Origin of the sequence: Leptospira yasudae, assembly GCF_003545925.1 — a bacterium.
GTDB classification, from domain to species: domain Bacteria; phylum Spirochaetota; class Leptospiria; order Leptospirales; family Leptospiraceae; genus Leptospira; species Leptospira yasudae.
The window spans coordinates 1-18317 of record NZ_QHCU01000001.1; the positions used below are offsets into that span (position 1 = coordinate 1).

17 protein-coding genes are annotated in these 18317 nt (G+C 45.3%); 10 read left to right on the plus strand and 7 right to left on the minus strand.

Going from position 1 to position 18317, the window contains the following annotated elements; translation table 11 throughout:
• From DLM76_RS21835 to DLM76_RS00020, 4 genes are all read left to right on the plus strand, one after another.
• Positions 1-203 (plus strand): hypothetical protein (locus DLM76_RS21835; protein ID WP_206610250.1); only part of this gene is annotated, 203 nt, incomplete at its 5' end.
• A 567-nt stretch (positions 204-770) separates the two neighbouring features.
• Positions 771-2177 carry an APC family permease gene (locus DLM76_RS00010; RefSeq protein ID WP_241548178.1) on the plus strand — a complete coding sequence of 469 codons (1407 nt, stop codon included), beginning with the start codon at positions 771-773 and terminating at the stop codon, positions 2175-2177.
• A 15-nt stretch (positions 2178-2192) separates the two neighbouring features.
• A complete protein-coding gene (locus DLM76_RS00015; protein WP_118956459.1) occupies positions 2193-2570 on the plus strand; it encodes a hypothetical protein in 378 nt (125 codons plus the stop codon).
• 54 nt (positions 2571-2624) lie between these two features.
• Positions 2625-3794, plus strand: a complete 1170-nt coding sequence (locus DLM76_RS00020) for an acyl-CoA dehydrogenase family protein (RefSeq protein WP_118964038.1) — start codon at positions 2625-2627, stop codon at positions 3792-3794.
• A gap of 96 nt (positions 3795-3890) precedes the next feature.
• Here DLM76_RS00020 and DLM76_RS00025 read toward each other — a convergent pair whose 3' ends face one another.
• Positions 3891-5213 carry a glycosyl hydrolase family 18 protein gene (locus tag DLM76_RS00025; protein WP_118964039.1) on the minus strand — a complete coding sequence of 441 codons (1323 nt, stop codon included), beginning with the start codon at positions 5211-5213 and terminating at the stop codon, positions 3891-3893.
• A 263-nt stretch (positions 5214-5476) separates the two neighbouring features.
• On the opposite strand from DLM76_RS00025, the gene DLM76_RS00030 reads away from it, so the two are divergent.
• Positions 5477-7861, plus strand: coding sequence for a sensor histidine kinase (locus DLM76_RS00030; protein WP_241548145.1), 2385 nt, complete (start codon positions 5477-5479; stop codon positions 7859-7861).
• Between the two features lie 76 nt (positions 7862-7937).
• Here DLM76_RS00030 and DLM76_RS00035 read toward each other — a convergent pair whose 3' ends face one another.
• A complete protein-coding gene (locus DLM76_RS00035) occupies positions 7938-8573 on the minus strand; it encodes a hypothetical protein (RefSeq protein WP_118964040.1) in 636 nt (211 codons plus the stop codon).
• 125 nt (positions 8574-8698) lie between these two features.
• Positions 8699-9352 carry a response regulator gene (locus DLM76_RS00040; RefSeq protein ID WP_118964041.1) on the minus strand — a complete coding sequence of 218 codons (654 nt, stop codon included), beginning with the start codon at positions 9350-9352 and terminating at the stop codon, positions 8699-8701.
• Positions 9353-9509: 157 nt separating this feature from the next.
• Here DLM76_RS00040 and DLM76_RS00045 point away from each other — a divergent pair, with 157 nt between their 5' ends.
• Positions 9510-9803, plus strand: a complete 294-nt coding sequence (locus DLM76_RS00045; RefSeq protein WP_118964042.1) for a hypothetical protein — start codon at positions 9510-9512, stop codon at positions 9801-9803.
• Between the two features lie 51 nt (positions 9804-9854).
• On the opposite strand, the gene DLM76_RS00050 is transcribed toward DLM76_RS00045, so the two are convergent.
• Positions 9855-10283: a hypothetical protein gene (locus DLM76_RS00050; RefSeq protein WP_118956452.1), complete on the minus strand. Its 429-nt coding sequence runs from the start codon at positions 10281-10283 to the stop codon at positions 9855-9857.
• Between the two features lie 273 nt (positions 10284-10556).
• Here DLM76_RS00050 and bcp point away from each other — a divergent pair, with 273 nt between their 5' ends.
• Both bcp and DLM76_RS00060 read left to right on the plus strand, forming a co-directional pair.
• Positions 10557-11036, plus strand: a complete 480-nt coding sequence (bcp, locus tag DLM76_RS00055) for a thioredoxin-dependent thiol peroxidase (RefSeq protein ID WP_118956503.1) — start codon at positions 10557-10559, stop codon at positions 11034-11036.
• Positions 11033-12520, plus strand: coding sequence for a leucyl aminopeptidase family protein (locus tag DLM76_RS00060; RefSeq protein ID WP_118956451.1), 1488 nt, complete (start codon positions 11033-11035; stop codon positions 12518-12520). Before bcp ends, DLM76_RS00060 begins: the two co-directional genes overlap by 4 nt.
• A 78-nt stretch (positions 12521-12598) precedes the next feature.
• Here DLM76_RS00060 and DLM76_RS00065 read toward each other — a convergent pair whose 3' ends face one another.
• The 3 genes from DLM76_RS00065 to DLM76_RS00075 all read right to left on the minus strand — a co-directional run bounded on the left by DLM76_RS00065 (position 12599) and on the right by DLM76_RS00075 (position 15911).
• Positions 12599-13870 (minus strand): response regulator, encoded by a 1272-nt coding sequence (locus DLM76_RS00065; RefSeq protein WP_118956450.1) that lies wholly within the window; start codon positions 13868-13870, stop codon positions 12599-12601.
• 365 nt (positions 13871-14235) lie between these two features.
• The gene (locus tag DLM76_RS00070; protein WP_118964043.1) at positions 14236-15087 is read right to left on the minus strand and encodes a metal-dependent hydrolase; all 852 of its coding nucleotides are present in this window, start codon (positions 15085-15087) and stop codon (positions 14236-14238) included.
• 170 nt (positions 15088-15257) lie between these two features.
• Entirely contained in the window at positions 15258-15911 is a 654-nt protein-coding gene (locus DLM76_RS00075; RefSeq protein ID WP_158586062.1) for a TetR/AcrR family transcriptional regulator, read from the minus strand.
• 198 nt (positions 15912-16109) lie between these two features.
• On the opposite strand from DLM76_RS00075, the gene DLM76_RS00080 reads away from it, so the two are divergent.
• Together DLM76_RS00080 and DLM76_RS00085 are read left to right on the plus strand one after the other, a co-directional pair.
• The gene (locus tag DLM76_RS00080) at positions 16110-16943 is read left to right on the plus strand and encodes an SDR family oxidoreductase (protein ID WP_118964044.1); all 834 of its coding nucleotides are present in this window, start codon (positions 16110-16112) and stop codon (positions 16941-16943) included.
• Between the two features lie 21 nt (positions 16944-16964).
• On the plus strand, positions 16965-18092 hold the full coding sequence (locus tag DLM76_RS00085; protein WP_118964045.1) for an MBL fold metallo-hydrolase: 1128 nt from the start codon (positions 16965-16967) through the stop codon (positions 18090-18092).
• Positions 18093-18317 lie beyond the last annotated feature (225 nt).

Below are 18317 nucleotides of genomic sequence, written 5' to 3' on the forward strand. Positions count from 1 at the left end.
TTACATTTTTGTGTTCTCAAGAGCACCTCTACTCTCAAGAACCTCTCTATCGCAGTATATATGTTGTTAAAGATCTTACGCGTTTCCCGAAACAGAATCTTTTAACCTGGTCTGCCAAGAATGACAAACGAAGAAAAGAAGCAGCTCAGTTGTTCGCTCTCTGCTGTCTCATTTCTGAAACAGCCGTAAGGACCAAAGTATAAATCACTTCTACCTAGTCAAATAGAATTTATAAAAATTCTTCACTTTTTGGAAGAATGTATATGAGACAATTTTCGGTGATTATGTCTAGTTGAATCCGAATTCGCAATTTAAGAATGAATGGATTGAGATCGAGGTTTTTGTGATCTTTATTTTTTTGAAGGAAGTGGACGGAACTCCAGCCTCACTCAAGAAAAATCGGTTCTCGAACAAATCCAGAATCTCAATCCAAAGGTGGACGATTCATTCTTTCTCATCGCATTTCCATTGAAACAAGATTGAAGATTAGGAGCCCCCATTTTTCAGATTTGAACTTATCCACCATATTTGGCCGTAAGACCGTCCTCATTCCGACAATCCATCCTTCCATACAAGGCCCTTACTGCTATCCGACACGAACAACCGATCACCTTTCCGAAGATAACGACATTCGTGGACGGAACTCCGCCCCAACTCCCATAAAACATTGACAAAAGGAAAAATCCTTGTTTGCGGCAACGAAACTCCCATGCTGTCAGAAAACGATGCAACTCAAACGGTCCCTCAACCTATTCGATTCCATATCTCTCATGTTCAGCTCCATGGTAGGACCGGGAATCTTCATCACGACGGGATACATTCTCCATCAAGTTCCGAATCCCAACATCGTTTTACTCGCGTGGATCTTGGGAGGGTTTCTCGCAGTCGCGGGCGCCATGTCCTACGCAAAATCCGCGTCCTTATTCCCCTACGCGGGAGGAGATTACGTTTATCTTAAAGAAGCGTATTCTCCCATCGTCGCCTTTGCGAGCGGATGGCTTTCGTTATCGATCAACTTTTCCGCTTCCATCTCTTTATCTGCATTAGCATTTTCTAAATCGTTTTTTTCTTTGATCAACCCGTCCTGGGACATTTACTTTTTCGAATTTCCGTTTTTGGGATTAACGATTTCGATCGGCACCGCGCAAATGTTGGCGATGGGCGCGATCCTTCTTTTTACGATCATCAACTTCTTCGGAATCTCCACCGCGTCCAGAATTCAAAACCTCTTTACGGGGGTTAAGATTCTCGGATTGGTCTCGTTCGTTGTGTTGGGATTCATTATCGGAAATTACGACACTTCGCGTTTTCAATCCTTCTCACTGCTTCCGTCCGGATGGAGCGGCATGGAATTGCTGTTAGCCGGAGTCATACCCGTAACCTATTCTTATCTCGGCTGGAACATGATCACATACGTAGCGGAAGAAGTCAAAGATCCGGATAAAAACATCTACAAGGCCGTGTTGTATTCCTGCGCGCTCGTAACGACGCTTTATATTCTCATCAACTTTCTTTTTCTCAGTTCCGGTTCCGTCGCGGAATTATCGGGGGATAAGATCGGAATCACCGCCTCATCCGCGTTATTCGGACCGAAAGCGACGATCTTGATTACCGCGTTCATCTGTTGGGCGTTTTTAGGATCAATCTCCGCTTATATCATCGGCGGTTCGAGAATTTATTTTGCGATGGCGAGAGACGGATTCTTTTTTCAAAACATGGCAAAGCTCCATTCGAAACACAAAAGTCCGTATATGTCCTTGCTCTTTCAGTGCGGATATGCCTGTCTATTTTGTTTCGTCAAAGAGATAGAAAGCCTTTTGTATCTCATCACCTGTTCCACTCTTCTTCTTGCGACGATCACCGCATACACCCCGATTCTTTTTGAAAAAAGACATTATAAATTGAAGTTTAGAATTCCGGGATATCCTTATACAACGTATTTATACATCGCTTCCAATGTGGGAATCATCGCTACTCTGCTCTGGAACAAACCGACCGAAGCGTTCTGGGGAGTCGGCTTCACACTTCTCTCGGTGCCGATGTATTATTATTTTAAAGCGACACAGAATTCTTCACCGAAAGTTTCCATTCCTCTCGACTCCGAAGCTCCGGAACTTTTAGCCACCAGTTTGCTTCCGGAGAACGAACCGGTTCCCGTTGCCAGCGGAGAACCTTAAATCGCCGTTCTTTCTTTGAAAGCGAAGAATCGACTCAGGCTCCATTCCTATTCGGGAATTCTTTCGATTCTGTTTTTAACCTGCAGAATTTTTCTTCCTTTGTTTACAATTCCCTTTCTTCCCCAAGACCTTTATCTTCATTTGGGAAGAATCGGAATCTTTCTCGGGCTTTTCGCGTTTCTCAGCGGATGCGGACTCGGTAAATATTTGTTCGTGCAAAATTCTGAATATACGGAAATTCATATCATTCTTCTTTTAGCGGGTTTGGCTCTTCAAATCCCGGCGATCTCGGAAAATCATACGAACTTTTACGCGAACCTCGCCTCTTGGTTCGGGTTTCCGCTCCTGCTCGCGGGATGGATTTACGGCCGAAGAATTCGCCGCAAAAAATAAAACTTTTCTTTCTTTCAAGCGCATGAATAGTCGCCTTCAATTCGCGGAGGTTTTATGGACTTTACTTTATCCGAGGATGAACTTTTGTTCATCAATTCGTTTAACGATTTTTGCAAAAAGGAAATCGAACCCTTTGCGGAAGAAGCGGATCGCAAAAAAGAAATTCCAAGATCGCACTTTCATAAACTCGCGCAAATCGGTTACATCGGTTTACCGCACGAGGAAGAATATGGGGGTCAAAACGCGGGAGCGTTCCGTTCCTTGATTGCAATGCAGATTTTGGGAAAGTCCTGCGGTTCGACATTCTTTTCGGTGGGCGCTTCGGGAGGCCTTTTCGGTTTACCGATTCATCACTACGGAAACGAAGAACAAAAAAGAAACTATCTTCCTTCGATCAACGACGGATCCAAAATCGGCTCATTAGGAATCACGGAACCCGATGCAGGTTCGGACGTTTCTTCCCTTCGAACGATTGCGAAAGAAGTTTCCAAAGGACGTTATCAGCTTTCCGGTCAAAAGACGTATATCACGAACGCTCCGATCGCGGACTTTTGTTTGGTTCTTGCCAAGGTTCGGGATTTAAACGGAAAAGAAAAAGGACTGACTCATTTTTTGGTGAATCTGAATTCGAAAGGAGTTCAACGATCCGCACCGATGGAAAAACTCGGGCTCAAAGCCTCGCCTACCGGCGCGCTCTTTTTTGAAGACGTAGAGGTTTCGTCTAACGATATTCTCGGAACTCTCGGGAAAGGATTTCGTCAAACGATGCAAACCTTCAACATGGAAAGAATTTCTCTCGCCGCTTGGTCGATCGGCTTGATGGAAGCGTGTTTGGAAGAATCCAAATCCTTTGCATCCACGAGAAAGAGTTTCGGCAAACCGATTTCGCAACATCAATCCGTCGCCAACCTACTCGCGGAAATTTATACGAAACTCGAAGCTTCCCGCTGGTTCACATACAACGTCGCCTGGGAAATGGAACGGGCCGATCGATCGGGCAAAGGAAGCATGCATCTTTCGGGCAAATGCGCCTCTTGTAAATTATTCGCGACCACTTCCGCAAGAGAAGTCGCAAACTTAGCCGTTCAGATTCACGGAGGCGCGGGTTTTATGGACGAATACAAGGTTTCCAGACTTTACCGGGACGTTCGACTCGGCGAAATCGGCGGAGGAACAAGCGAAATCCAAAAACTCATCATCGCGGGAAGCATTCAAAAAAATTGATATTCTTTGCTATAGAGATCAAAGCGACGATCTTTCGATAAAGCCTCGAACTTTGACCTCCCCGACCTGAATCGGAGATTCGGGCGATGTCGCTTATCATTTTTTGGGATCGGGGTTTTCGATCATCGTCTTCAAATAAGAATGGATTTCGGGATCGTTGTCCTGGATGAGCTGCCAAAAGGAGAACCCGCGTATTTTATATTTTTTTAATAGATTCATCTTCGTTTCAAACGATCTACGATTCATATAAAACGCGACCCGATCGCAGCCTCCGAGACTGTACCAAAGCGAAGGATCGTCGTAGACATGTCCTTCGTGGCGATAGAGATACGGTCTAAGATAAATCCAATCCCCCGATTTCCGAGCATCCTTGAATATTTTGGAAACGTCGGTAGGCTCCTCGGACCGAGGATTCCAGTTCGCTTTAATATATTGCGCGCGCGAATAAAAAACCGCCTTGGAAGGAATGTCGCAATTCAAAGGCCAATCGTATCCGTATGTCGGAATCGCCATGTATAACTTTTCATTCGGAATTTTTTTAGTAGAATATTCTAATATTTTTTCGATCCACCAAGAAGGAGCTTGCGGCCCGGGTCCGGGAAAAGCGTTCTTTCTCGGATGAAGTTCGTACGCCATGATCTTGATCTTGTCCGCAACTTTCCCCAAAAACTCGTAGTCGTGCGATAGTTGTCCCCGATAGGCTTCGTAAAAATCCACGGACATCTTCATTCCGTTTTCCTTGCACAAATATTCGGAAGGCTCCTCCGCGAACGTTTTCGGATGAATCGCGACGGAAAGAAGTTTGTTTCTCTTTTTTAATTCTTGGGATAAAAGCGTTAAGAAGGTTTCGAAACTTTCCTTTTTGTCGCAGGTCATTCCTTCATAGTCGATATCGATTCCGTCGTAATCGTATGTTTCGATCTCTTTTAGAATTTGTCCGATATGATAATCGCGGATCTTCGTGTTTCCGTTCAAGCCGATCGCATCCGAAACTTTCTCGAAGTCGTTTTCCCATCGGAAGATGGTAGGTATGATTTTGGTTTTCGGAGAGATCGTTTTCAACGCCCAGATATAAACTTCCTGCGCTTTCGGATTCCATACGGATTTGATGTTACCGGTGTTGCTCCGCCCTCCTTCCAACGTATATAAGAAAGGATGCATCTCGTCGTAAAGGTGGACGTTTTGCGCCATCGCAACGATATCTGAGGACCAAGTCGATGCGAGAAAATCCTTTTCGTTATTCAAGTTCGGATTCTCCGAATTGTTAAGCGAAGTCCAATCGAATAAAAACCGGAATTCGCTATGATTTTCGTTTAAGAATCGAAATCCGCTTTCCTTTGCAAAAAGATTCTCGTATAGGAGAAGTCCGATCAAAATAGTTAGAATGGAAACGATAAAAAGGAGTAATTTGGATTTCAAGGCGAGTTCTTATGGGACATTAGATTTTCAACCAGAGTAAATCGGGATGACATTCTGAAAAGAGAATTCCTGGAAAATGGAGATCCACTTTTTCGATTCGGAATCGGATGAAACCGGTCGTTTCCGAATTTTATCAAAATCTTTCTTTCAAAAACGAATTCCGTTTTTACGATAGGCCAATCTTCCCATTCAACACTTTTCTTCATAGAGCTGTCACCGTGTCGCATAGGCTTTTGTTTCGTCTTTTAACCGTTATTTGTTTTTTGGTTTTCCTATTTGCGATCTTTAGCTCCTGTTATGCGAACCCTCAAGATCCTTCTCCGCTTCCGAAAGCGAAACAAGGACGTTTGGATCTTACTCACTGGAATTTCGAAACCGAAAAAACTCTTCCGTTAACCGGGGAATGGAAATTCTATTGGAAGCAATTCATCGATCCGAATGCTCAGAGCGCCGCTTCTAAGGGGAAGTTCATCTTTCTGGATGCACCTGTCGTTTGGAACGGCGTCCTTTTTCAAGGCGAGACCATTTCCAGCCACGGCTTCGCTTCGTACGAACTCGAAATTCTTCTTCCTAAAAATTTTTCGGAAGCCGCCGTCTCGATCCCGGACGAAGGCACCGCTTACAATCTTTACGTGAACGGAAAACTCGTTGCGAACGCGGGAACCGTCGGAGACAAAACGGAATCTTCGCAACCGCTTTACAAACCTCAGATCGTCATTCTTCCCGATTCGGAAATTCTTCATGTAGTATTACATATTTCTAATTTTCAGAATCGATGGGGAGGTTATTGGTTTCCGATTCGAATCGGAAGTTTAAGGGACATTCTCGGAGAAGCGCAGACTAAAAAAGGAATCAGCTTTGCGGTTTGTATCGCGGCGGTTCTTATGGCGGTTTTCAATCTCGTGTTTTTCTTTTTTAGAAAAAAGGATCTCGCGCCCCTTTTTTTCGCGACTCACTGCATTCTCATTTTAATCCGGGGGCTAACCACGGGAGAACGCCTGGGACATCTCCTATTTCCGAACATTTCCTGGGAAATGTTAAACCGACTTGAATACATTTCCGTTTATTTATCCGCCCCCGCTTTGTACGCGTTTCTCCATCGATTTTGTTATACGAAATTTTGGGAAAGATACGGACTGTTTTTTAATATTCCTTTTTTCGTTACCGCTTTCATCGTCGCGGTTTTTCCGAATCAGATCTACACTCTTACGCTCAATCCGATTTCGATCTACGGTTTTTTCGTAACGATTCCGGGCTGGAGCATTTTGCTTCTTTATGGAATTCATAAAAAATACGAAGGGGCGTGGATTTTATTTTTAGGTTACATCGTGATCATGTTCTGCACGTTCCACGATATCGCGCAGAATATGGGTTTTCTGAACACTTCGACGTACACGCTTCCCTACGGTCAACTCGCTATGATCGCCTCGCACGCGGTGTTGATTTCAAAACGCTTTTCCAATTCTCTAAACCGTTCCGAGAACCTTTCGCATAAGATGAAAAGCCTCGTGTCATCCACGCGGGAAATCATGACGTCGGCTTCGTTCAACTCGGCCGCGCAGACGACTCTAAAAATTCTTTCCAAGAACATCGAGGAAATGAATCGGAAAAACGCCTTCCTAAACTTCGATCCGATTTCTAAAAATGAAAAATCGGATTTTTCCCCTGCAAAGAACGAAGGTTTGAACATTTATTTTCCCGAACAGAATTCTTCGTTGTGGAAGCGGTATTCCTTGGATGAAAAAGACGATCTTGTGGTTCAAGAGGTTTCCGGATTTATTTCCAAAGAATCGTTGGAGATCGATCTCAAAGCGTTGTATTCCCCCGCCGTCTTCGGGGAAAGCCTTCTGCTTCCCATACAAAACAGCAAAGCGAGTTTCGTCGTCTTGGATCTTCCGATCGGAAACTTTTTGGGTTCCGATTCCGAAATGGATTGGGTGCAGGGAATCGCGTATGCCTTGGCGCTTTCGATTCAAAACGTGATCCGGCAGGACCGCGAAAAACTCGCGATCATCGGAGAATTATCGGCGGAGATCGCGCACGACATAGGACATCACGTAATCCTCATCCAAAAGGTATTACGGAATTTGAATACAACCGAGGGAGCGAAGTCCGAATTCGATCTTTCGCGCGCCAAAAAGGAAACGGACGCTCTCGCCAATCTATCCTTGGATATATTAGAATTTTCTAAAAAAGTAATCATTTTGGATCTGAAAGAAGTAAGCATCCGAGAATATTTCCAGGGAATCCGAGACGATTTGGAACTTTTCTTCGAAGGAACCGGAATCCGGTTTTCATGCGATATCGCTGCGGAAGGAACCGTTCGATTGGACCCTCTTCGGATTCAAAGATTGATCCTGAACCTCGCCAAGAATTCGCTCGAAGCCATCGACGATACGGGCAATTTTTTTCTTCGCGTCGAAAAGGAAGGAGCCATTCTTTACGTTATTTTTAAAGACGACGGTCCCGGTCTCAGCGAAGAATTAAAAACCGGTTTCTACAATTCGATGGTGGAAACGAAAAAACCGTTAGGAAGCGGGCTCGGCCTTTCCATCGTTCGAAAGATCGCACTCGCACACGGCGGAGAAGTTTTAATCGATTCGAGTCCCGGAAAAGGCAGCAGATTCACCGTTCTGCTGCCTTGCTGATCCAAGGTTAAATGTCGCTTAACAAAATGGACGGAAGAACCGCGGAAGTATCGGTCTCCTTTTTCCGATTCGATTCTTAATCGCAGATCGCTAAAGAACCCGTGTTTTCCGCGGTGGTCGGTTGACCGAATCCGAAATCGATCTTAGTCGCCCAGCCGTTCGAATCATACGTATATGTCATCGCACCGTCCGAGGAAGTCGTAGGTTTGCTCGCTCCCGCCGCGTATGTGTTGGTGATCGTTTGTCCTCCGGAAGTCGTTTTCGGAAATCCGTATGAATCGTAATTCGAATAAGTGACCGTCGGAGGCGCTACTGCGGTCAATTGATTGGAGCTGTTGTACGTAAAGGTGTTGGTCGTAGCTCCTTCCACTCGATTGACTAAACCTCTTTGAACGTGCTGATTGGAGAACGAAGGAGGATCGACTACGCCCAATTTTGCCGCAACCGCAGTGGAATACGTGCGAACAACTGTGTTTCCCGTGTTGGGGACGCAGGTATAAACCTTCCCCGCTACGGCGCACGTAAATGTGGTCGTCGCGGCGGAGTTTCCGTCCTTTATCACAACTATTTGAGGAACGTTAAAACAGTTTCCGTTTGCTAATGCGACAAGAGCGGCAACCAAGGAAGTATCATCGTCGGATTCGGTCTTTTTACAATCCGCAGATAAAAACAAAAAAGCAGCAAGGTTCAAGGACAAGATTAATTTCTTCATGTAAGAATCTCCAAAATTTTCAAAAAATTTTTTCCGAATCGAATTCGATTCTTAGGAGAGAGTATCATCGAACGATGATTTTGTGAATTTCGGGAACTACGGAGAAAAAGTAGGACGGTAAGTAGTTAGAAAAGCCCGGAGGCTTTGAGCTGAACCAGAACTCGGCCGAGTTCGATGAGATTTTCTGTTTCCAATTTTTTAAAAATAGAGGCTCTATGTGTTTCGACGGTTCGAACGCTTAGATTCAGTTCTTCCGCGATCTCGCGGTTCATCTTTCCGTCTGCGAGCAGGTTTAGAATTTCTTTTTCACGTTTAGTCAAACGATTGATCAGACTTCCGATCTCTTTCGTGATTTCGGTTTCCGGTCTGAAATTTTTTACCTCTTCCGGAAATACTTTTCCGCCGTTTAGAATCGTTTTCACCGCGGAGATGACTACGGACATGGATTCGTTTTTTAGAATATATCCGTCCGCTCCGAGTGCGAACGCTTTCTGAAGATAAGACCAGTCCCTATGCATCGTTAGGAACAATATCTTTAAATCCGGAAATTTATTTTTTATGGTTTCCAATTCCTGAATTCCATTCTCCTCTTGCAAAGAAATATCGCTGATCAGAAGATCGACCTTTGAAAAACTCATACGTCGCACGGCTTCCTTCAGAGAAGACGCAGAGCCGACGAATTCAAACTCGGGATCGGCCTGAATCTCCGCTTGCAGCCCGGACCGTACGACGGGGTGATCGTCCACAAGAAAGATGGAGTTTTTTTTCGCACGAACCATTCTACCGTAGGTTAATCCGACTCGAAACTTTGTAAATAGATTCTTTCGAAGTTCGTATTAAAGCGACTTCGAAAAAAACAAGGCGCTCACGTATTACAAAAAAGAATCGGCTTTTATAACTTGATTTAATTGCAGTTAGGTTCTATTCATTGCAGCAATGAAATTTTTGTTCCGTTTTGTTATCCCCGTCTTTACGCTTCTCGTTATAAACGCTTGCAAGATTTCTTATGGATTTCAGACGATCGGGATGCCGAAACCGGACCGTCATGATCGGACGGGAACATTTATGGGTTACGACTACTTTCTCTGGGATTGCGTTCAAGGACAACGAATCGTAGTTTATCGTTGGGAAAAGGAGATGCCTTTTTTGGATTTCGATCCGTATCACAAGGAAGAGGTTCCTTGCGGGAAGATTACCGAGTTCGAAACGAAGAATGGAATCGGAAAGTAAGAAAGGGAAAACGGCCGGAGTTACGGCCAGATTTCCGAGGGAACTGATTTCTTAAACCTGGATTCCCCGTTTTTTAAGAATGTCCAAAGCGGTTTGTCGTAACATAGGATGAATCTGAAACTGGGAAGCGTCCGGAAAACTGGAAGTGGACGGAACTCCGCCATTCTCCCCTACACCCGGATCGGACGGTTCGGTCTTGAATTTGTCCGCGCCGATCCACTGACTCAAGGCCCACATCATTCTTTGAAAAATCTCATCGATTCGTTTTTGATAACCGGCCTTTTTATAATAACCGTAGGCGAGCAAGGGCATCTTCTTCTCATACATGAAGTGATCCCCGAGACGGATAAGACCGTCCTTATATTCCGCCTTTATAAAAAGATCTCTCGCCTTGCGAATATCGCCTTCGTTAAAAGCACGATTGCCTTCTCGAATCGTTTCGGCCCTTTCTCTGGAGTCCATACCAAAACTATCGGACATAGTTTCGGTTTTCGCAAGTGAAAAATCGGGGCGGCTCCTGCGCCGAAGCGCAGGACCGGGCTCAGCCGCGGCTCGCTCACGCTCGGTCCTAACGGACCGCGTCGCGCCGCTCAGATCCCTGCCGCGACAAAAGTGCCGGAGTTCCGTCCACATTTCGGTGCGACAATCGGAACTCGTATGAGTTCCCACATTTCACAGGATTCTCAAACCAACCCGCGAAAAAGACTGACATCGGAGAAAGCGAATAAAACATTATTTTCCAAGAGGTACTCCATGAGCGAACTCAAGGCCGGGTCCAAAGCCCCCGCTTTTACCGCACTCAATGAAAAAGGAGAAAAGGTAAAACTCTCCGAATTAGCCGGTTCGAAAGGAACCGTATTGTATTTTTATCCCAAGGATCAAACCCCGGGATGTACAACCGAAGCCTGCGATTTTAGAGACAATTTTTCCCGAATCAAAAAGACGGGGTTTAACGTCGTCGGCGTTTCCAAGGACAGCGTAAAATCGCATCAGAAATTCATTGAAAAGCAGGGACTAAACTTCACCCTCATCTCCGACGAGGACGGAAAGATTTGCGAAGACTACGGGGTCTGGCAATTGAAGAAGTTCATGGGAAGAGAATTTATGGGAATCGTGCGCACTACGTTCCTCATCGGAGCCGACGGAAAAATTCTCAAAATCTATCCTAAGGTCAGCGTAAAAGGCCACGTCGACGAAATCCTTTCCGACATCAAAACATTGGAGAAAAAATGAAACTGGATAAGAACAAAATCCAAAGCTCGATCGGAAAAAATCCTTCGAAAGCGTTTTATAAACTTCAAATTCTTTTAAAGGATCATTTTCCTGAGAATCTCAAAACGAAATTTTCTTTGCAAACCGCATCCGGAATTTTCACCGGAGACAACGGACAGGTCTTTACGGACGAATCCGAAAAGGTCATTTATCTAGGGTTAGGCGATTCTTCCAAAGTAAAGGTGAGAGGAGTCGCTCAGAACTTTTTTCAATTCGGAGAAAAACTGAAAAAATGGGACGGGGTCGGACTTGAGATTCATCTTCCGAAAATTCTGACAACCGCGCTCCCCGCAGAATTGCTCATATATCAGATCATCAATTCCTTGGAACAAGGGGCGTATGCGATCAACGTTCTCGCAAAAGAATATAAGGAGAATTCCAAGAAGATCGGAAACGTTTCCTTCGTTCTTCAGGACGCAGCAAAAGTCAAAGAGGCCGAAAAGGGATTAAAACGCGGAAAAGTCGTCAGCCGTTACGTCAACGGAGCGCGATACATCGCTCACCTTCCTGCCAATCACTTCACACCGGAAGAATTCGTTTCCCGTTCGAAAGAGATCGCAAAGGACAACGGACTCAAAATCACCGTGTTCGACGAACCGCAGTTGAAAAAGGAAAAGATGGGAGGAATTCTTTCCGTCTGCGAAGGTTCGGACAAAAAAGCGAAGATGATTCTTTTGGAATATACTCCCGCAAAACCGAGTACGAAGAAAAAACTCGCGATCATCGGAAAAGGTCTCACCTTCGATTCAGGCGGAATCAGCATCAAACCCGCGCAGGACATGCACGAAATGAAATACGATATGTGCGGAGCGGCAGCGGCGATTCACGCCATTGGAGCGATCGCCGAACTCGGATTAGGCGTTCCCGTCGTAGCGGCGATCGGAGTCGCGGAGAATATGCCGGACGCGGCGGCGATCAAACCCGGAGACGTTTACACGGCTCACAACGGAATCACCGTGGAAGTGCAGAATACGGACGCGGAAGGACGTTTGGTTTTAGGCGACGTTCTTTCCTATGTGGGAAAGAAGTTCAAACCGGATTATATGCTGGATCTTGCAACTCTGACCGGAGCGATCATCATTTCTCTCGGACACGAGGCAGCGGGCGTGATGAGCAATTCCGAAACGCTGACGAACTTGCTCAAAGAAGCATCCGCTTCTTCGGATGAAAGAATCTGGGAAATGCCTCTTTGGGACGAATATTCGGACGATCTCAAAAGCGATATCGCCGACATCCGAAACGTCGCCGGAAGAGCGGGCGGTTCCTTATCCGCGGCGAAATTCTTGGAACGATTCGTCGATCCTGGAATCGCCTGGGCTCACATCGACATCGCGGGCGCCGCTTGGAGAAAAAAGGGTTCCGGAACGCAGATTGGAAACGGTCCGACCGGTTACGGGGTTCGTCTTCTCGTAGATCTCGCGGAAAAGATCGGAAAGAAAAAATAAAATACGCGGGGCTTCCCGCGTTTCAACAAAGCGATCGAAATCGAACGTCCGATTGACGCAAAAAAAGAATCGATCGGATTAGAAAGTCGACAAGGTCAAAGCGGCTAGAATGACTTCTTCGGGACGTTCTCCCATCGAATGATCGGTAAGATTTTTGATTCCGAACGTCCCACCATGTTTTCTGATAACGATATCGGCTAACGTTAAACCCAAACCGGAAAAGACCTTTTCCGTTTTGACTTTTTCATCGATGAACTTTGCAAGACGATAAAAAGGCTGTTTTACTAGGTCCTCTTGTTCTTGCGAAATTCCGTCCATATAAGTATTATCGAACTTATTCTTAACGTAAAGATTGAAAAGTCCCGCTTTTGTGGAGAAATAAACGTTGATCCTGCTCCCGGTTTCGGAATATTTCAGAGCGTTTACCAGCAATTCGTGAAAGACCACGATAAACGATTCCAGATCGACTTTCGCGGATAAATTGCGCGGAAGAAGCTTTCCGTTCCCGATTTTAAAGGTGAGTTTTCTTTCTTCGATATATTCGGCTTCGTCCTTTTCGAAATCATAAAAACATTCGGTCAATTTTTTGACCAAGTCCGCGACCGAAATCGGTTCCGACTTAACTTCGATGTCCCGATTCAATAACGTCAAAGTCTCTTCCAGACGATTCGCGTTTTTTTCGATGTATTGCGCGTTCTCCGAAAGCATGGTCATCAATTCTTCCGAAATGGCGTATTTAGAATCCTTCTTTTCGGCGGAGCTGCGGATCATTTTAACCAATGTGATTAAAGCTCCGATTCCCCCTCCGCTGAATAAAGCGTATTTAATATTGTTAAGCGTAGTCTTTGAAAGTTCGAGCAAAGAATCCAACTCCGTAAGCTTGGAACGTTTGTAAGAAGCCCAATCCAATTGTTCGCGCAGACGAATATCCGATTCCTGATCGAAGAGGCGGGCGAGTCGTCGATTATGGAGTTCTTGAGCGATCTCGTTAACCACCGCGCGATAGGAAATGGGATCGATCGGTTTAATGATATAATGAAAGACTCCGAGATTCATCGTATCGATAATCGTATGCGGTTCATCGTGACTCGTCATTACTACGAAAATGGAATCGGGCTGTTCTCGTTTTACCGTTTCCATAAATTTTTTTCCGTCCATCACGGGCATTTCCAAATCGACGAAGTAAGCATCGGGTTTGAATTCTTCCTTTTTTTCTAAAGCTTGCACTCCATTCTGAACGCCGCAGTATTCAAGACCGATATGTTGAAATAAGTGCCCCAAATTCGCTCTTAAAAGATTATCATCTTCGACGATCATAATTTTCGGAAGAAGCAGAGAATCATTACCCATATAATTTATCCTAACCCTTTATAAGATGCTACTGTCGTTTTCGATGAAAAGGGGTTTAAGAGAAACACACTCCTTAAACCACGTCAAGAAGTAAGACGTAAAAAGTTATATAAATCTTTTGGCGTAATCGATTTCGAAAAAAAAGAGGGATTGTACTACCGATTCGGTTTAAAAAAGAAATGTGATACAAGACACATTACTTCGGTAATACAAAATATGAATGATGATCTCCTTGCATGCATACTTACCGCTTCTTCGGAAAATACCAAACTCAGTTAATCTCGAATTCGTGAACGAAAGTTCAAGCCCTTCGTTCACAAATTTATTTTAGCAATTGTATCTGTGAATTCTCGACATTCTTTTCTTCAGATTGTTGCCAAAGCCGCATTTGCGAGATCGTAACCTCCGGTTTGCCTCGGATGAAAGCTCGGTTTCAAATATAGAAAGAACGCCTGCGCCGTTTCTAAAAAAAGAATTTTTCCGAAAGGGCGAGACGCTTTTAGATCTTGAAAATATTTTTTGAACCCCACATCCGAATCGGTCAAAATAAACCAGTGTTGAAAGAACGCGACGTAACCCCAAAAAATCCAGGACGCTAAAAAGAATCCGAAGATGCGAAGCACGTAACTGTTCGATACGGTCTGAAGCACGTCATACGCCACCGATTTGTGTTCGATCTCTTCGCATGCGTGCCATAAAAGAAGTTCGCGCATTTCTCCGTAAGCCTTATCGTGAAATCCGTGTCGCAATGTGATCTCGCCCATCGTCGCGGTGTAGTGTTCCATTCCTGCGGTCACGGAAAGTTTCAATTTCTTTCCGAAAAAGAATTCGAAAAACGGAAGCATCACTTTGAACGCGCTCCATTCAAAAAATTTCACGAAACGAGTGACGGGCTTCCCTTGTTTTGCGAGAACTTCCAAAACCTTTTCGTGTTCTTTTCCGTGTTGCACTTCTTGTCCGATAAACGCCTTGATCGCCGTTTGTAATTTCGGGTCCGTTACCTGATCCGCATACGCTTTTACGCTCTTGATAAAGAATCTTTCTCCTTCCGGAAAAAGAATATGATACGAATTGATGATATGCGTGATGAAAGAATTCCCCGCAAAATAGTGATTGGGAAGGTTGCCCATTCCTTCAAAATCCATCTTTCGAACGGTCGGTTGATTCGCGTCGATGGGCTTTAAGTTTCTTTTTTTCGTTTTGATTTCAAGGGTCATGATTTCACTCCTTCAAACTTATCTTTTTATTTTTGTAGCGATCACTATAGAATATTCTAAACCAAAGCTCGCGCCGATCTCTGAAAAACTCTGGCCGATTTCGAAATCAGTAGAAAAAATCACCCGTTTTTCGGGGAAAGTGGACGGAACTCCGGCCGAAAAACCGGGTTTTACGGTAAATTCTTCTGCAACCCGGCCAGAATGGAAACGATTCCGACTTCCAAAGTCTGAAAAAAATCGATCCGAAACACGGCAAATTCGGGAGAAGAATTCAAAACCTTCGTAACGATCGGAGCCGGCTCCGCGTGGTGCCAAAGACCGGTGATCAGCGCGTGCAGGTAGGTGAGAAATAAAATCGCGTCCTCGTTCTTTTTGAATTTTAGAACCCTACAAAGTTCCGGGGCCGATTCGAGAACACTTTTGCGAACGGAATCTTTTAAACGGAAGGCGCTTTCATACGCGATGTTCTTTTCCAAAAGCGCCGACGCGATCGCCATCAATCGAACGGTTCTCTGGTTTTCTTTTAACGAGTTGGTGATCCATTGCGCCAATTCCGACGCGGAAAGCCCCGGATTTTTGGAGCGAAGAAATTCCTGAAAGCCCGCAAACCAAGCATCGTAATCCATCCGATGAATTTCGAGAAAGAGTTCTTCCTTGGTTTTGAAATAGAGATACAACGTGCCTTTTGCCACACCGGCTTTCTTCGCGATCTGATCCATGGAAATCTTTTCAAAGGAAGATTTGTTAAACAGGGAAATCGCGGCCTTGACCAAAAGATCCTTTTTGACCTTCTTATCGTCGTCTTTTACTGCGCGGCTTTTCATCGGATCGGGCTCTTGTTTCGAGTAAGAATCCGAGATCGATTCCCCTCTTTTCCAACAATCGGATTTCCGTTTACAAACACAATCCTCTTTTCCTATAAACCTCCTCCCGTTTTCCATTGACAATGACTTACGGTCATTATAAATTGACCAAAGGTCATTTTATAATGACTTCAAGTCACCACAAGGAGCAAAATAAGAATGAAACGCAGAACTGTTTTAATCACGGGAACTTCTTCCGGAATCGGAAAAGCGGCGGCCAAGCATTTCCAAGCCAAAGGCTGGAACGTGATCGCAACGATGAGAAATCCGGAAAAAGAAACGGAACTCAAAAATCTTCCGAATCTTCTTTGCACAAAACTCGACGTCACCGACGGTCAGAGCATCGACAAAGCGATCGCCGAAGGCATCAAAGCGTTCGGAGAAATCGACGTTCTCGTCAACAACGCGGGTTACGGGCTCGTCGGTCCGTTCGAAGGAGCAAGCAAGGAACAAATCCAAAGACAATTCGATACGAACGTGTTCGGTGCGATGGATGTGATTCAGAAAATTCTTCCTCACTTCCGCAAAAAAAGAAAAGGACTCATCATCAACGTCGCTTCTATGGGCGGAAGAATCACCTTCCCTCTTTATAGCCTTTATCATTCCACGAAATGGGCGCTCGAAGGTTTCACCGAATCTCTTCAATACGAACTGCATCCGTTCGGAATCCGAGTTAAACTCATCGAACCCGGCGCGATCGCGACCGACTTTATCGGACGTTCCTCCGATTCCACTTCCGAACAAGCTCCGGGAGAATATAAACAATTCTCCGAAGCGGTCTTCAAGAATATGGAAGACGCGATGATGACAAGCCGAAGCGAAGCGGTTGCAAAAGTGATCTTCAAAGCCGCAAAAAGTTCTTCCAAACGTCTGCGATACGTGGTCGGAATGGATGCGAAAACGCTTTTGGGATTGCGTAAATTTCTTTCCGACCGACTCTTATTCGGAATGATGAAGTTCGCTTTACTCAGATCCGCAAAAGTCGCGGCTTAAGTTCGTTTTCAAGGAGAAGGTATGTACGGAAATCGGATTCAAAAAGTTTCATTCTTATCTTTGATCTTTCTGATCGCGATCGTCGTTTTGGTTTTTATGCAGACGGCTTGTCTGAGTTCCTTCGGAGGAACTCCCGAAGGCAAACGTCTGGAAAGAATGAAAACGTCGAAGATGTATCGGGACGGATTATTCGAAAACGATCCGTATGTGCCTATGCTCGTCGCCGGATCGTACACCGAAATGCTCTGGAGACAATTGTTCGGAAGCGAACAAAGAATTCCTCCCGCGCCGATTCCGGTCGTTTATCCCGATCCGAAACAGTTTCCGGAGAATGCTTCGCCCGGTCTGAGAGCCATTTGGCTCGGACATGCGTCCGTTCTGGTTGAAATCGACGGAGTGAGAATTCTCACCGATCCCGTATTTGCGGATAAGGTTTCGCCGTTTACGAGCTTGGGTCCGGAACGATTCTTTCCTCCTCCGATCGCACTGGAGAATTTACCGAAGATCGACGCGGTCGTGATTTCCCACGATCACTACGATCATCTCGATATGAACACCGCCAAACACCTAACGTCGAAAGGAACGAAGTATTTCATTCCGCTCGGAGTCGGCGCACATCTCGAACGCTGGGGAATTCCGGAAAGTCAAATCGTCGAACTCGATTGGTGGGAAAAAGGCAATATCGGGAAAGTCGAAATCGTCTGCACTCCCGCGGTTCATTATTCGGGCCGGGGTCTTTTCAACCGTAAGTCGACTCTTTGGTCTTCTTGGAGCGTGATCGGTCCCGAAAATAAATTCTTTCATAGCGGGGACACGGGTTATTCTCCCCATTTTACCGAAATCGGAAAACGTCTCGGGCCGTTCGATCTGACTTCGATCAAGGTCGGCGCCTACGATTATACTTGGGAAGGAATTCACATGAATCCGGAAAAAGCCGTTCAAGCGCATCTGGATTTAAAATCGAAGCGAATGCTTCCGGTTCATTGGGGAACGTTCAATCTCGCGATTCATTCCTGGGAAGAACCGATCCGCAGAACCGTCGACGCAGCAAAGCCGCATTCCATCGATCTGGTCACTCCGAAACCCGGAGAAACGGTGGACGGAAGAACGGCCTTTCCTTCCGAACCTTGGTGGGATAAGATTCGTTAAAAGGAAAATTAGCGAATTCCGAATCGACGAAGAAGAGCGATAGGTTTCCGATCGGAGACCTATCGTCTTACGGCAAGTCCTGATTCTCAGCGAATCGTTTCGTTGAAGCTTGAGTAAGCCCGTCCACAAAAATTCTTCCGTAAAAACGGCCGGAGTTCCGTCCACTTTCCCCGTTTCCACGGCCTCCCAAACCCCGAATAAATGCCTTGACCTATGGTGCACCGC

Bases quoted from the DNA above. Each gene is read 5' to 3' on its own strand.
- DLM76_RS00010 (WP_241548178.1), top strand. From the start codon at position 771: ATGTTCAGCTCCATGGTAGGACCGGGAATCTTCATCACGACGGGATAC.
- DLM76_RS00020 (WP_118964038.1), top strand. From the start codon at position 2,625: ATGGACTTTACTTTATCCGAGGATGAACTTTTGTTCATCAATTCGTTT.
- DLM76_RS00035 (WP_118964040.1), bottom strand. From the start codon at position 8,573: ATGAAGAAATTAATCTTGTCCTTGAACCTTGCTGCTTTTTTGTTTTTA.
- DLM76_RS00040 (WP_118964041.1), bottom strand. From the start codon at position 9,352: ATGGTTCGTGCGAAAAAAAACTCCATCTTTCTTGTGGACGATCACCCC.
- DLM76_RS00045 (WP_118964042.1), top strand. From the start codon at position 9,510: ATGAAATTTTTGTTCCGTTTTGTTATCCCCGTCTTTACGCTTCTCGTT.
- DLM76_RS00050 (WP_118956452.1), bottom strand. From the start codon at position 10,283: ATGTCCGATAGTTTTGGTATGGACTCCAGAGAAAGGGCCGAAACGATT.
- bcp (WP_118956503.1), top strand. From the start codon at position 10,557: ATGAGCGAACTCAAGGCCGGGTCCAAAGCCCCCGCTTTTACCGCACTC.
- DLM76_RS00060 (WP_118956451.1), top strand. From the start codon at position 11,033: ATGAAACTGGATAAGAACAAAATCCAAAGCTCGATCGGAAAAAATCCT.
- DLM76_RS00065 (WP_118956450.1), bottom strand. From the start codon at position 13,870: ATGGGTAATGATTCTCTGCTTCTTCCGAAAATTATGATCGTCGAAGAT.
- DLM76_RS00070 (WP_118964043.1), bottom strand. From the start codon at position 15,087: ATGACCCTTGAAATCAAAACGAAAAAAAGAAACTTAAAGCCCATCGAC.
- DLM76_RS00075 (WP_158586062.1), bottom strand. From the start codon at position 15,911: ATGAAAAGCCGCGCAGTAAAAGACGACGATAAGAAGGTCAAAAAGGAT.
- DLM76_RS00080 (WP_118964044.1), top strand. From the start codon at position 16,110: ATGAAACGCAGAACTGTTTTAATCACGGGAACTTCTTCCGGAATCGGA.
- DLM76_RS00085 (WP_118964045.1), top strand. From the start codon at position 16,965: ATGTACGGAAATCGGATTCAAAAAGTTTCATTCTTATCTTTGATCTTT.